General features: G+C 69.5%; 9 protein-coding genes. 3 read left to right on the top strand and 6 right to left on the bottom strand.

Annotation, left to right across the window (positions count from 1 at the left end; genetic code table 11):
• Nucleotides 1–6 precede the first annotated feature (6 nt).
• The 4 genes from L880_RS0126510 to L880_RS0126495 form a co-directional block, all read right to left on the bottom strand.
• Nucleotides 7–3,096, bottom strand: a complete 3,090-nt coding sequence (locus tag L880_RS0126510) for an efflux RND transporter permease subunit (RefSeq protein WP_027478168.1) — start codon at nt 3,094–3,096, stop codon at nt 7–9.
• A gap of 3 nt (nt 3,097–3,099) precedes the next feature.
• Complete coding sequence (locus L880_RS0126505) at nt 3,100–4,278, bottom strand: efflux RND transporter periplasmic adaptor subunit (RefSeq protein ID WP_051443619.1); 1,179 nt, start codon at nt 4,276–4,278, stop codon at nt 3,100–3,102.
• 30 nt (nt 4,279–4,308) lie between these two features.
• Nucleotides 4,309–5,688, bottom strand: a complete 1,380-nt coding sequence (locus L880_RS0126500) for a TolC family protein (RefSeq protein ID WP_027478166.1) — start codon at nt 5,686–5,688, stop codon at nt 4,309–4,311.
• A 160-nt stretch (nt 5,689–5,848) separates the two neighbouring features.
• A complete protein-coding gene (locus tag L880_RS0126495; RefSeq protein WP_027478165.1) occupies nt 5,849–6,205 on the bottom strand; it encodes a hypothetical protein in 357 nt (118 codons plus the stop codon).
• A 226-nt stretch (nt 6,206–6,431) separates the two neighbouring features.
• On the opposite strand from L880_RS0126495, the gene L880_RS0126490 reads away from it, so the two are divergent.
• Together L880_RS0126490 and L880_RS0126485 are read left to right on the top strand one after the other, a co-directional pair.
• Nucleotides 6,432–10,025, top strand: coding sequence for a hybrid sensor histidine kinase/response regulator (locus L880_RS0126490; protein WP_051443618.1), 3,594 nt, complete (start codon nt 6,432–6,434; stop codon nt 10,023–10,025).
• On the top strand, nt 10,022–11,017 hold the full coding sequence (locus L880_RS0126485) for a response regulator transcription factor (protein ID WP_027478163.1): 996 nt from the start codon (nt 10,022–10,024) through the stop codon (nt 11,015–11,017). The genes L880_RS0126490 and L880_RS0126485 overlap by 4 nt, the downstream gene beginning before the upstream one ends.
• Before the next feature lie 23 nt (nt 11,018–11,040).
• Here the strand turns inward: L880_RS0126485 and L880_RS0126480 are convergent, their stop codons facing one another.
• Nucleotides 11,041–12,114, bottom strand: a complete 1,074-nt coding sequence (locus L880_RS0126480) for a Bug family tripartite tricarboxylate transporter substrate binding protein (protein WP_245615386.1) — start codon at nt 12,112–12,114, stop codon at nt 11,041–11,043.
• A gap of 281 nt (nt 12,115–12,395) precedes the next feature.
• On the opposite strand from L880_RS0126480, the gene L880_RS0126475 reads away from it, so the two are divergent.
• Nucleotides 12,396–13,154 carry a Crp/Fnr family transcriptional regulator gene (locus L880_RS0126475; RefSeq protein WP_027478161.1) on the top strand — a complete coding sequence of 253 codons (759 nt, stop codon included), beginning with the start codon at nt 12,396–12,398 and terminating at the stop codon, nt 13,152–13,154.
• A 48-nt stretch (nt 13,155–13,202) separates the two neighbouring features.
• Here the strand turns inward: L880_RS0126475 and L880_RS0126470 are convergent, their stop codons facing one another.
• The gene (locus L880_RS0126470) at nt 13,203–14,474 is read right to left on the bottom strand and encodes a Glu/Leu/Phe/Val family dehydrogenase (RefSeq protein WP_027478160.1); all 1,272 of its coding nucleotides are present in this window, start codon (nt 14,472–14,474) and stop codon (nt 13,203–13,205) included.
• Between the last annotated feature and the right edge of the window lie 249 nt (nt 14,475–14,723).

Here is a 14,723-nt window from a genome sequence, read left to right as displayed (position 1 = left end):
TCTCCTTCAGGCTTCGGTGGGTTTTTCGTCGAACCAGCGGTACAGCGTGGGCAGCACCACCAGGGTCAGCAGGGTGGAGGAGATCAGGCCCCCGATCACCACGATGGCCAGCGGGCGCTGCACCTCCGAGCCCGGGCCGGTGGCAAACAGAAACGGCACCAGCCCCAGCAGGGCCACGGTGGCCGTCATCATCACGGGGCGGAAGCGCTGCACGCAGCCTTCACGCACCGCGGCGGCCACCTCCAGGCCGTCCTCGCGCAGGCGCCGGATGCAGGTCACCAGCACCACGCCGTTGAGCACCGCAATGCCCCACAGCGCGATGAAGCCCACCGAGGCCGGCACGCTCAGGTACTCGCCGGTCACGAACAGGCCCACCAGGCCGCCGATCGAGGCAAAGGGCAGCACCAGGATGATCAGGCTGGCCAGGCGCACCGAGTTGAACAGCAGGAACAGCAGGAAGAAGATGGCCGCGATGGTCAGCGGCACGATCACCGCCAGCGTGCCCATGGCGCGCTCCATGTTCTCGAACTGCCCGCCGAAGCGGAACTCGTAGCCCTCGGGCAGGCGCACCTCCTGGGCCAGGCGCTGCTGCACCTCGGCCACGTAGCCGGCCAGGTCGCGGCCTTCCACGTTGGCGCCCACCACCACGCGGCGCTTGCCGCTTTCACGGCTGATCTGCGCCGGGCCGTCCACCAGCTCGATGCGGGCCACCGAGTACAGCGGCACCTGGGCGCCGTCGGGCGTGGTCAGCAAGGTGTTGCCGATGGCCTCGGCGCTCTGCCGCGCCGCCGCCGGGAAGCGCACCACCACGTTGTAGCGGCGCTCGCCCTCGTACAGGGTGGTCACTTCCTTGCCGCCGATGGCGGTCTCGATCAGGCTGTGCACATCGGCCACGTTGATGCCGTGGCGGGCGATGGCCTTGCGGTCGATATCCACCGTCAGCGCCTGCTGGCCCGACAGGCGCTCGATGCGGATGTCGCGGCTGCCGTCCACACTTTTCAGCACCCGTGCCACCTGCTCGGACAGGCGCTTGAGCTCACCCAGTTCGTCGCCGAACACCTTGATGGCGAGTTGCGAGCGCACCCCGGTCACCATCTCGTCCACCCGCTCGGAGATCGGCTGCGACAGCACGATCTGCACGCCCGGGATGCTGGACAGGCGCTGGCGGATGTCCTCGTCGATCTCGTCCTGGGTGCGGCCCGATTTCGGGTCCAGCAGCACGATGGGGTCGGACTCGTTGGGCCCGGCCGGGTCGGCGGGCGACTCGCCCCGACCCAGCTTGGACACCACCATGCGCACGCCCGGCACCTCGGCCACGGCCTTCATGGCGCTCATTTCCATGCGGATGGATTCGTCCAGCGAGATGCTGGGCACGCGGTTGATCTGCGGCGTCAGCGCGCCTTCCTTCATGGTGGGCATGAAGGACTTGCCCAGCAGCGGAAACAGCGCCAGCGAGCCCAGCAGCAGGCCCACCGCCACGCCCAGCGTGAGGCGGCTGCGCAGCGTGGCGCCGTCCAGCAGGCGCAGGTAGTGGCGCTTCAGGAAGGCGATCAGCCGGGTGTCGTGGTCGGCACCGCCCTTGAGGAAGTAGGCGCACAGCACCGGCGACAGGATCAGCGACACCACCAGCGACACGGCCAGGGCCATGGCGATGGTCAGGGCCAGCGGGGCGAACATCTTGCCCTCGATGCCCTGCAGCGTCATCAGCGGCAGGAACACCAGGATGATGATGGCCATGCCGAAGATGGTCGGCGTGGCCACCTCGGTGGTGGCGTCGAGGATGGCGCGCACCCGCGCCCCCATGCCGGCGCCGGCCTGGCCTACGCGGTGGTACACGTTCTCGACCACCACCACCGTGGCGTCCACCATCAGGCCGATGGCAATCGCCAGCCCCCCCAATGACATCAGGTTGGCCGAGATGCCATAGCGGTTCATCAGGATGAAGGTGGTCAGGGGTGCGATCACCAGGGTGGCCACCACGATCAGGCTGGAGCGCACATCGCCCAGGAAGATGAACAGCACCAACACCACCAGGAAGATGCCCTCGACCAGCACCTTGCCCACCGTGAACAGGGCCGAGTCGACCAGCTCGGTGCGGTCGTAGTAGGGCACGATCTGCAGCCCGTCGGGCAGCAGGCCCTGGCGGTTGATCTCGTCCACCCGGTCTTTCACCCTGCCCACCACCTGCTTGGCGTTGCCGCCGCGCATCATCAGCACGATGCCCGACACCCCCTCGGTGTAGCCGCCCTTGATGATGGCGCCCTGGCGCACCTCGCTGCCCAGCTGCACGGTGGCCACATCGCGCACATACACCGGCACGCCGGCCTGTTCCTTGACCACGATGTTGGCGATGTCGTCCAGCGTGCGGATCAGCCCCAGGCCGCGGATCAGGTACTGCTCGGTCAGCTGCGGCAGGATGCCGCCGCTGGCGTTGGCGTTGTTGCTGGCGATCGCCTGCACCACCTGCTGCACCGACAGCCCGTAGTGGCGCAGCCGCCCGGGGTCGACCAGGGCCTGGTACTGCTTGACGTAGCCGCCCTGCGAGTTGATCTCGGCCACGCCCGGGATCGAGCGCAGCATGGGGCGCAGCACCCAGTCCTGCACGGTGCGGCGCTCGGCCAGCTCTTCAGGGGTGAGCGCGCGCTGGCCGTCGTCGGGCTTTTCGAGCGTGTACTGGTAGACCTCGCCCAGGCCGGTGGAGACCGGGCCCAGCACCGGCACGATGCCGGCCGGCATGCGAGGCGTCACCTCGATCAGGCGCTCGGTCACCAGCTGGCGGGCAAAGTACACATCGGTGGAGTCGGTGAACACCAGGGTGATGATGGACAGGCCGCTCTTGTTGAGCGAGCGCATCTCGACCAGGCCGGGCAGCCCGGTCATGGCGATCTCCAGGGGCACGGTCACGAAGCGCTCGATCTCCTCGGGCGAGCGCCCGGGGGCTTCGGTGGCCACTTGCACCTGCACATTGGTCACGTCGGGGAAGGCGTCCACCGACAGTCGCGTGGCTTCGCGCACGCCGAAGGCGCACAGCACCAGGGCCAGCACCACCACCACCAGGCGCTGGCTCAGCGCGGCACGGATCAGGGAGGCAACCATGGCTTACTCCAGTTCGGCGCGCTTGCGCTCGTTGTTCAGGTGGAAGGCCCCTTCGACCACCACCTCGCTGCCCTCGGGCAGGCCCTTGAGCAGGGGGCGCAGTGCGCCACTGGCGGCCCCCAGTTCGACCGGCGTGAGGCGGTAGCGCCCCTCGGCCTGGCGCACGAACACGTGGTCGCGGTCGTTCTCGCGCACCACGGCGGCGCTGGGCACGGCCAGCACCTGCTGCGGCGCGGCGGCAATGCGCATGGTGGCCAGCATCTGCGGCTTGAGGTCGCGGCGGGCGTTGTCGACCTGGGTGCGGATGGTGACGGTGCGAGTCTCGGGCGACACGGTGTCGCCCACGTAGACGATCTTGCCCTGCAGGCGCTGGGCGCCCAGGGCCGGCACCTCGATCTCCACCGCCTGGCCCGGCTGCACCGAACGGGCCGCCTGCTCAGGCAGGCCGCCCACCACCCAGACATTGCCCAGGTCGGCCACGGTGAACAGCGGGTCGCCCGGCTGGGCCACCTGGCCTCGGCTGACCTGGCGCTCGATCACCACACCCGACAGCGTGGCCACCACGGCGGTCTTGGCGGCCAGGGTGCCCTGGCTGCGCAACTGCTCGATGGCGCCTGCGGGCAGGCCCATCAGCTGCAGCTGGTCGCCGGCCGCGCGCAGCTCGGCGCGGGCGATGCTCAGTTCGGATTCACGGCGCTGCAGTTCGGCCGAGCCGATCACATCGGCCTGGATCAACTGGCGGGCGCGTTCCACGGCGCGCTCGGCCAATTGGCTGGCCGCATGGGCACGCAGGAAGGCCAGCTGGGCCGTGGTCAGCTCGGGGCTGGCCACATGGGCCAGGGCCTGTCCGGTCTTGACGCGGTCGCCCACCTCGGCCAGCACATCGGTCACGCGGCCGGTGACCGAGGCGCCGATGCGGGTCACCAGGCGGTCATTGGCCTCGATGCGGCCGGCCACGTCCTGGGTGGGCACCAGGGCGACCGGGGCCAGTTTCTGCACCTGGAACTGGGCCGCCATCTCGGGTTTGACCCGCACTTCCAGCGGGTCGGTGGCCGGGGTCTCTGCGACGGGTGCGGGCTTGTCGGCAGGGCCGCAGGCGCTCAGTGTGAAGGCGCAGAGCAGGGCCAAGGCCAACGTGCTCAGGGTGGCCAGGGGCAGGGGAGGGAGTTTGAAGGTGTTCATGATCGGTTTCATGGAATGGGGTGTGGGGCCTCAGGGCTGCTGGGTGGCCGAGGCCGGGGCGGCGGGCGTGGCAGGGGTGGGGGCAAGGAGTTCGGCCTCGCCGTGGCGGCCGGCCAGCAGTTCGAGCTCGATGCGCGCCACCTGTTGCTGGTAGCGCGCATCCAGCAGGTCGGCCCGCACGCTGCGCAGCACGCGCTGGGCGTCCAGCACATCGAGGATGCCGCGCTCGCCGTAGCGGTAGGCGGCCTGGGCCACGCGCAGGGCGGCCTCGGCCTCGCGCACGGCGCCCTGGCTCAGGGCCTCGGTGCGGCCACGGGCCAGCTCCAGGGATTTCCAGGCCAGCAGCACTTGCTGGCCCAGTTCGGCGCGGCGCCCGTCCAGCCGGCCCTGCAGGCGCAGCAGCTCGGATTCGGCCTCGGCACGGGGGCCGCTGCGCGTGTCCAGCAGCGGGATCTGCACACTCACCCCGAGCTGGTTCTGGCGGATCTCGGGGTCGCGCGTCTGGCTGTAGCGCAGCTCCAGGCCGGGCCAGCGGCCGGCGCGGGCCTCGGCCAGCCGGGCCTGGGCGCGCTGGATCTCGGCCTGCAGGGCGCGCAGCTCGGGGTTGCGCTCATCGGCCTGGGCGCGCAGCGCGCCCAGGCCGGGCAGCGCCGGCGCATCGTCCAGCGAGGCCTGCAGCCGCCAGCGCTCGGGCAACTGGCCGGCGGCCAGGCGGTTCAGGCTCAGCAGGGCCTGCTCGGCCTGCAGGGCCGCGCTATGCTGGCGCTGGCGGGCGTTGATGATTTCGGCATCGGCCTTGATGATTTCGTAGCGCGGGGCCTCGCCACTGTCCACCCGCAGGCGCACGCGCTCGCGCACCTGCTCCAGCAAGGCCAGCGATTCGCTGGCGCTGGCGGCTTCGGCCTGGCGCAGCAGGGCCTCATAGGCGCGCAACTGCACCTGGGCGATCAAGGCCTGGCGCGTGATCTCGGCCTGTTCGGCGCTGCCTCTCACGCCGGCCCGGGCGGCGTCCTGGCGGGCGCTGCGCAGGGCCGGGTTCTCGATCAGCTGCGACACCGCCCAGGTCTGCACCTGGCCTGGGTTGGCCGAGGGCAGTCGGGCGCTGTTGTGGCCGCCGCTCACCTCCAGCCGGGGGTTGGGCAGGGCGCCGGCACTGGTCACGCCGGCCGCGGCGGTCTGCCGCGCCTGCAGGGCGGCCAGCAGTTCGGGGTTGTGTTGCAGCACCAGGCGGGTCAGTTGTTCCAGGCCCATCACCGGGATCTCGTCGGTGCGCTGGGTGGAGGGAGGTGTTGTCTGGGCCTGAGCCTGGGCCTGGACCAGGCTGGGCGTGACGCCGCCCAGCGCCAGGGCAGCGGTGAGCAGCACCAGTCTGGGCAGGCGACGGGGCAGGGATGAATCAGAAACGTGCATGGCAGGGGCGGCACAAGGCCGTGAAGAGATACGGGGGCCGTGCCTGCGCAACGCGCTCAGGCGTCGCGGGGCCGGCACCTGTTTCAACAGGCGCCGGATCGGCAGGCGAGATCAGGCTAGGGGGGGAGGGCTGCGCCGGGCCGTCAGGCGGGCGCGGGCCTCAGGCCAGCAGGCGCGGTGGGCGCAGCAGGGGCCGGGGGCAGACGCTGCTCAGCCGCACCGAGAAGGGCGCGGGGGCGCTGGTGTGGACAGGGGCGTCCAGTTGGGGCTCTTCGGGGGCCCAGAACATTTCGGTGCGGTCGTCGTTGGTGACCGGGGGCTGGTACAGGCGCACGGCGGTGCGCAGTTCTTCGTCCAGGGTGTCGGGCTCGTCGGCCAGCACCTCGCAGGGCGAGGTCACCAGCAGCACATCCCCTTGCAGCAGCTCGGGCTCGCCGGCCCAGGCTGCGCTCTCGCCTTGCAGCAGGGTCGAGCCGAGCAGCAGCACTGAGAGCAGGCAAAGCAGGAGCAGGCGCATGGTGGAAGGGGTTGGGTGGGTGTCTGGCGTGTTGACAGCCTCGATTGTGTTCGTTGCGGCGTACAAGTTCCCGTTCGATGCAAAAAAACCTCCAAACTCGGAGACAGTCGGTCCCCGAGCCGCGGCTGGGCGCATGGCATGAATGCTGCACCGCTCTGGGGCATCACAGGGAGCCGGGGCCGCAACCGCGGCCTGCCAGCCGACCAGACCAAGGAGTTCAGCACGCATGAGGGCAACCGAGACACCGCCAGGGCCGGCCGCATCGACCGAGCCAGACGCCGACACCCCCGCGGGTGGCGACGCCGGGGCGCCTCAGCAGGTGGTCAAGATCCGGCGCGACTACAACAGCTGGGTGGTGCGCGAGACCCTGGAGGACTACGCGCTGCGCTTTGCACCGCAGCGCTTTCGGCGCTGGTCGATCTTCCGGGTGGCCAACACGGCCTTCGGGGCCGCGTCGTTCCTGATCCTCGAGGCGGTGGGCGCCACGCTGCTGGTGCAGTACGGCTTCGAAAACGCCCTGTGGGCCATTCTGGCCACGGGGCTGGTGATCTTTCTGGCCGGCCTGCCCATCAGCGTTTACGCGGCGCGCTATGGCGTGGACATGGACCTGCTGACCCGGGGCGCGGGCTTCGGCTACATCGGCTCGACGCTGACCTCGCTGATCTATGCCTCGTTCACCTTCATCTTCTTTGCACTCGAGGCGGCCGTCATGGCCTATGCGCTGGAGTTGGCGCTGGGCATCCCGCCGTCCTGGGGCTACCTGGTGTGCGCGCTGGTGGTGATCCCGCTGGTGACGCACGGGGTGTCGGTGATCAGCCGCCTGCAGGTCTGGACGCAGCCGCTGTGGATCGTGATGCTGGTAGTGCCTTTTGTGGCGGTGTTGCTGCGCGATCCTGGTGCGTTTGCCGGCATCACGCACTACGGTGGTGAGGGGCGGGATTTTGCGGGCTTTGATATGCACCTGTTTGGTGCGGCATCGACCGTGGGCATTGCGCTGATCACCCAGATGGGCGAGCAGGCCGACTACCTGCGCTTCATGCCCCGACCCGACCCGGCCCACCCGGGCCGGTGGTGGGCCGGCGTGCTGGCCGGGGGGCCCGGCTGGGTGCTGGTGGGCGTGGCCAAGATGCTGGGCGGGGCCCTGTTGGCCTATCTGGCCATCACCCACATGGTGCCGCCAGATCGGGCGGTGGACCCCAACCAGATGTACCTGGCCGCCTACGAGTATGTGTTTCCGCGCTATGGCTGGGCGGTGGCGGCCACGGCCATCTTTGTGGTGCTGTCGCAGCTCAAGATCAATGTCACCAACGCCTATGCGGGCTCGCTGGCCTGGTCGAACTTCTTCTCGCGCGTCACCCACAGCCACCCGGGGCGGGTGGTGTGGGTGGTGTTCAACACCCTGATCGCCTTCATGCTGATGGAGATGAACGTGTTCGAGGCCCTGGGCGATGTGCTGGGCCTGTACTCGAACATCGCCATCGCCTGGATGATGACGGTGGTGGCCGACTTGGTGATCAACAAGCCCCTGGGCCTGAGCCCGCCGGGCATCGAGTTCAAGCGGGCCCACCTGTACGACATCAACCCGGTCGGGGTGGGGGCCATGGCCTTGGCCTCGGCCCTGTCGGTGAGCGCCCATCTGGGCCTGTTCGGGCCGCTGGCCCAGGCCTTCTCGGCCCTGATCGCGCTGGGCACGGCCATGCTCACCTCGCCGCTGCTGGCCTGGCTGACCGGGGGGCGTTACTACATCGCGCGGCACAGCGAGGCCCCGCCCGTGGCCGGCGCCGACCCCAGCACCGCCTTGCGCCGCTGCGTGATCTGCGAGAGCGAGTACGAGGCCCCCGACATGGCCCATTGCCCGGCCTACCGCGGGCCGATCTGCTCGCTGTGCTGCACGCTGGATGCGCGCTGCGGCGATCTGTGCAAGCCCCACGCCAGCCTGTCGGCCCAGTGGTCGGGGGCCTTGCGCTGGCTGCTGCCACGCCGCATCTGGCCCTATCTGGACACCGGGCTGGGGCATTTTCTGTTGCTGATGCTGATCATCGTGCCCCTGCTGGCCACGGTGTTCGGCCTGCTCTACCACCAGGAGCTGCGCACCCTGGGCGACATGCTGCCGCTGGAGCCGTTGGGGCAGTTGTCGCTGCGCACCGGCTTTTTGAAGGCCTACATGGCCATGCTGGTGATCGCCGGCATCGTGGCCTGGTGGCTGGTGCTGGCGCACAAGAGCCGGCAGGTGGCGCAGGAGGAATCCAACCGCCAGACCCGGCTGCTGATGCGCGAAATCGAGCTGCACCGCCAGACCGACGAGGCCCTGCAGACCGCACGCCAGGTGGCCGAGCGGGCGCGCCAGCAGGCGGACCAGGCCAACCAGGCCAAGAGCCGCTACATCAGCGCCATCAGCCATGAGCTGCGCACGCCGCTCAACAGCATCCTGGGCTATGCCCAGCTGATGGGCGAAGACCCCGGGGTGCCCCCCCACCGCAAACAGGCGGTGAACGTGATCCGGCGCGGCGGCGAGCACCTGCTGACCCTGATCGAGGGCACGCTGGATGTGGCGCGCATCGAGTCCGGCAAGATGACGCTGGAGGTGCGGCCCATGCGCTTCGCCGACTTTGTGCACGATGTGGCCGGCCTGTTCGAGCTGCAGGCCGCGGCCAAGGGCCTGCGCTTTCAGTTCGAGGCCCTGGGCGAGTTGCCCGAGGTGGTGCGCGCCGACGAAAAGCGCCTGCGCCAGATCCTGATCAACCTGCTGGGCAATGCGATCAAGTTCACGGCGCGTGGTCAGGTCAGCTTCCGGGTGCGCCATGGCCGCGAGATGGCCACGCTGGAGGTGCACGACACCGGCCCGGGCATGACCGCCGCCGAGCTGCAGCGCATCTTCGAGCCTTTTGCGCGCGGCACCACCGCCAGCGCCGGTTCGGGCGGGGCTGGCCTGGGCCTGACGATCGCCAAGATGCTGACCGACCTCATGGGCGGCGAGCTGTCGGTGGACAGCACGCCCGGCCAGGGCTCGGTGTTCCGGGTGCGGCTGTTCCTGCCCGAGGTGCACGACAGTGCTTTGCAACACCCGCCGGCCCAGGCCCCGGCCGCGGCGCAGCGCAGCGGCTACCTGGGGCCACGGCGCCGCCTGCTGGTGGTGGACAACGAAGAGCCCGACCGCGAGCTGCTGGTGCAGCTGCTGCAACCCCTGGGCTTCGAGCTGCGCACCGCCGCCAGCGGCCACGATGCACTGGACCTGCTGGCCGCAGGCTATGCGCCCGACGCGGTGTTCATGGACCTGGCCATGCCCGGCATCGATGGCTGGGAGACCGTGCGGCGCCTGCGTGCGGCGGGCCACAGCCAGGCCCAGGTGGCCATCGTGTCGGCCAATGCCTTCGACAAGGGGCTGGAGAACGACGTGGGCATTGCGCCAGAAGACTTTCTGGTCAAGCCGGTGCGCCACAGCGAGCTGCTGGACTGGCTGGAGCGCCGGCTGGGCCTGGTGTGGCAGGGACCTGGGCAGGCGCAGCCAGCCCCGGCGCCTGCTGCATCCAACCCGCCCGTCTTGGTGCCCGAGCACCCGGCCGAGCCACCATCCGACAGCGGCGCCCGCCCCAGCGCGCCTCGCCTGAAGGTGCTGCTGGAGGCCGTGACCCTGGGCTACTACCGCGGCGTGATGAACGCTCTGGCCGACATCGAGCGCCACGAGCCCGCCTGTGCCGCCTGGGTGGAGGGCTTGCGCCCGCTGGCGCGGGGCTTCCAGTTCGAGGCGCTGGCCGAGGCCATCACGGCACAATCGCCTTCTTCTGCTTCCGACACGGACCCCTCGCCTCCCTCGCCATGAACGCGCCTTCCTATGATCAGACCCTGGACCGGGCCAACAGCGATGTGGTGCTGGTGGTGGACGATGTGCCTGACAACCTGGCCATGCTGCACGACGCGCTGGACGAGTCGGGCTACACCGTGCTGGTGGCCACCTCGGGCGAGGCCGCGCTGCAGCGCGCCAGTCAGGCCCTGCCCGATGTGGTGCTGCTCGATGCCATGATGCCGGGCATGGATGGTTTTGAAGTGGCGCGCCGCCTTAAGGCCGAGCCCCGCACCGCGCACATCCCCATCATCTTCATGACCGGGCTGACCGAGACCGAGCACCTGGTGGCTGCGCTGGAGAGTGGTGGCGTGGACTACGTGACCAAGCCCATCAAGCCCAAGGAGGTGCTGGCCCGCATGAGCGTGCACCTGCAGGGCGCCCGCCAGGCGCGCCAGGCAGCCCGGCAGGCCGGCCAGGCCCGCAACGCGCTCGATGCCTTCGGCTACGCCAGCATCACCGTGCGCGTGAGCGATGGCCGCCTGATGTGGCAGACCCCGCTGGCGCGCGACCTGCTGATGCGCTACTTCGGCACCGCCGCACCTGTCACGCCCGAGCCGGTGGTGAGCTGGTTGCGGCGTCACCTGCCCGACGCCCAGGCCAGCATCGAGCCGCCCCGGCTCAACCACGACCAGGGCCCGCGCCGCCTCACCTTCCGCCTGCACCAGCAAACGGGTGACAGCGAAGGCGGTGGCGATTGGCTGATCGTGATGCAGGAGGTGTCGGACGACGCGGTGATCGAGGCCATGAGCCTGAGCTTCAAGCTCACCGCGCGCGAGGCCGAGGTGCTGTACTGGGTGGTCAAGGGCAAGATCAACCGCGACATCGGTGACATCCTGGGCGCCAGCCCGGCCACCGTGAAAAAGCACCTGGAGCGGGTGTACGCCAAGCTCGGCGTGGAAACCCGCACTGCCGCGGCCGGCATGGCCATGAACCGCATCCGCCAACTGCACCCGCAGTTCGAGGGCTGAGGGGCCAGGCCCTGGGCCCCGGCTCACTCGGGCTGCAGACCGAGCTTGTGGACCACGCGGGCCCATTCGACCATGTCCTGCTCCAGCGTGGCCTTGAATTGCGCCGGGGTGAGCGTGGGCAGTTCGGTCAGCTGCAAGGCGGCCAGACGCTGGCGCACCGCGGGCTGCTGCAAACACCGGTTCAGCACCGAGTTGAGTTGCTTGACGATGGCCGCCGGCGTGCCGGCCGGTGCGAACAGGCCCATCCATGAATAGGCCGTGAACGGGTGGCCCGACTCGTTCATGGTGGGCACCTGGGGCAGGGCGGGCAGGCGTTCTTCCGCACTCACGGCCAGGGCGCGAAGCCGGCCTTCGCGCACCGGCACCAGAGCCAGCGTGGCGTCTGCGAAGGCCGCGCCCACCTGGCCACCCAGCAGGTCGTTGACGCAGGCCGCGCTGCTTTTGTAGGGCACGTGCACCAGGTCCAGGCGGGCATCCTGCAGCAGGCTGGCCATGGCCAGGTGCCCACCCGAACCCTGGCCCCAGGAGCAGTAGCTGAGCTGGTTCGGTCGCCTGCGGGCGTAGCGCACGAACTCGTCCAGCGTGTGCACGGGTAACCGGGTCGACACCAGCAGCAGCGTGCCGCCCCGCCCGATCTGGGCCACCGGTTCAAAGTCGCGCAGCGGGTCGTAGCCGGGATGGCGGTAGAGCAAGGGGTTCACCATCAGGGTGGCACCGTAGGTGAACAGCAGCCGGTAGCCGTCGGGCTGTGCACGCGCCACCCAGGCATTGCCCAGCAGGCCATTGGCGCCGGGCTGGTTCTGCACCACAAACGGTTGGCCCAGGGCCCGGCTCAGGGCCTCGGCCATCACGCGGGCCACGGCGTCGGTGCCGCCGCCCGGGCTGGCGGGCACCACCACGGTCACAGGTCGTTGTGGGTAGGGCACGGCCGCTGCGACCTGGGCGGTCGGCACCAGGCTGGAGCAGAACCCCAGCAGCGCCGCCAGGCCGTGTGCCAGGGCATGAGTGGGGCCATTCGCAGCCGGTCTGCGGGCTTTGAGTGAGGAGCTTGTGACCGCATTCGGGCGGTCGAGATGAGGGCCGAGGGGCAGAGGCATGGGTGTGTTTTTTGGCGATCGGGTGGGTCTGGTTGGCCAGGGCATGCTGAAGTTGGACGGGCTTGTCGGTCGCTGGAGCAGACGTGGGCCGACCGGCCGCCCGAGGGGACCTCGGGCAGCCTGCGAGGGGGGCTGCTTCGTCCTCGGAGACAAGCCGTCAGGGGGGCCGAGGGCCCGGCAGCGCCTGGGCCACCGGAAGCGGAACCTATGATCAAAAGTCACGCCACCCAAATCTGTCAGCGCGCCGACAGTGCTCCGTCTGTGGCGCCGGAAAGTAGCTCATGTCCTTTTCTGATTCGGTCCCCCCGTGGCCCGATGACCTCCCTGTCGCCACTACCGCGGTCACGGATGGCGGCCTGATCAACCGGGCCTTGCGCTGGAACGAATTGTTCGGCCCCTGGCCCGACGAGGTCCGGGCCCGGCTGGCCGCCCAGGCCCGCCTGCGGCGCTATGGCCGGCGCACCCAGGTGCTGGCCCATGACCGACAGGCGCGCGAACTGCTGTGCGTGGTGTCGGGTTGCCTGGAGGTGGGGTGCGTCGATGCCGAGGGGCGCAAGTTCGTGCATGGCCTGCTGGGGCCGGGGCACATTGCGCCCTTGGTGCGTTTGCTGGAGGATGTGCCGCTGCCCTACGACTACCACGCCCATGAGGATTCTGTGATCGTGCACCTGGGCTGCGAGGTGGTGCTGGAGGTGCTGGGCAGCCAGCCGTCGCTGTGGCGCGAGGTGGCCCGCCTGGCGCTGCAAAGGCAGCGTTACAGCCTGGCCACCTTGCATGAACGGGCCCTGGGGGGCATTGCGCAGCGGCTGGTGGTGACGTTGCTGCGTCTGGCCGCCTTCTATGGCAATTCGGAGCCCGAGGGCCTGGCCCTGCGGGTGCGCCTGTCGCAGCATGACCTCGCGGCCATGCTGGGGGTGTCGCGCCAGACCATCAACCGCGAAATGGGCGAGTTGATCGCCCAGGGTGTGCTGGAGGCCACCTACAACCGCATCGTGATCAAGGACCTGGAGCGGCTGCAGGCCTTGGCCCGGTGGCCTTGAGCGCCACCGGGGGCTGAGCCCCGGCGCGTCCAGGGCCGGGGCGGGCGCTCAGGGGTAGAGGCCGCGTTCCTGGCGGGCCGTCAGGATGCGCTCGCAGGCCACGGCAAAGGTGGCGGTGCGCAGCGTGATCTTGTGGCGGTCGGCCGTGTCCCAGATCTGCTGCAGGGCATTGCCCATGATGCGGTCCAGGCGTTGGTTGATCTCGTCCTCGTCCCAGAAGAAGCTGGAGAAATCCTGCACCCACTCGAAGTAGCTCACGGTCACGCCGCCGGCATTGCAGATCACGTCGGGCACCACCAGCACACCGCGGCTGGCCAGGATGTCGTCGGCCTCGGGCACGGTGGGGCCGTTGGCGCCTTCGAGCACCAGGCGGGCCTTGAGGCGCTGGGCGCGGGCCGCGGTGATCTGGCCTTCCAGGGCGGCGGGGATCAGGATGTCCACCGGCAGATCCCAGAACTCTTCGTCGGCAATCGCTTCGGCGCCGGCAAAGCCGGCCACGCCCTTGGCGCGTGACTGGGGCAGGAGCTGCGCCATGTTCAGGCCATTGGGGTTGTAGATGGTGCCGGTGTGGTCCTGCACCGCCACGATCTTGGCGCCGGCTTCGGCAAACAGCTCAGCGGCCACCGAGCCCACGTTGCCAAAGCCCTGCACGGCCACGCGTGCCCCCTGCAGGTTCAGGCCCAGGCGGCGGGCGGCTTCGCGACCGGTGACGAACACGCCGCGGCCGGTGGCCTTGACCCGGCCCAGCGAGCCACCCAGGTGAATGGGCTTGCCCGTGACCACGCCGGTGGCGGTGGTGCCGGTGTTCATCGAGTAGGTGTCCATCATCCACGCCATGATCTGGGCGTTGGTGTTGACGTCGGGCGCCGGGATGTCCTGTTGCGGGCCGATGATCACGCCGATCTCGCTGGTGTAGCGGCGGGTGACTTTTTCAAGCTCTTGCTGCGACAGCAGCTTGGGGTCGACACGGATGCCGCCCTTGGCGCCGCCATAGGGCAGGTTCACGGCCGCGCACTTCACGGTCATCCAGGCCGACAGGGCCATCACCTCTTCCAGCGTGACATCGGGGTGGAAGCGCACACCGCCCTTGCCGGGGCCGCGCGACAGGTTGTGCTGCACGCGGTAGCCCTCGAAGTGGGCGATGCGCCCATCGTCCATCTCGATCGGCACGTCCACGATCAGGGCGCGCTTGGGGCGCTTCAGGGTTTCCGACCAGCGAGCCAGGTGGCCCAGGTAGGGCAGCACGCGGTCGACTTGGGACAGGTAGGTTCCCCAGGGGCTGTTGGCGGTGGGGTGGACGTAGGAGAGGGGCTGATTCATGCGGGTCTCGCTTGGGTGAACAGAGCCTCTACGGTACGCCTGGGGCCACCCGACCGCCAAGGGTTATGCACGCCGTGAAGCGGGTTATGCCGCGCCGTTCATGCCGGATGTGCAGAGGGTTATGCGCGAGACGCAATGCGCTCCTCATTTTGACTTTCATCAATTTTGTGCGCTCCCTGAATTGGGGCACTTTCCTAGCCGTTTTCGCGGGCTTGCAAGTAGAGCTTCCACTCTAGAGTGGATGCGTGC

Source organism: Curvibacter gracilis ATCC BAA-807, from assembly GCF_000518645.1.
Taxonomy (GTDB): domain Bacteria; phylum Pseudomonadota; class Gammaproteobacteria; order Burkholderiales; family Burkholderiaceae_C; genus Curvibacter; species Curvibacter gracilis.
Note: the sequence above shows the minus strand (reverse complement) of the source record. Positions and strands in the feature narration are given on the sequence as shown.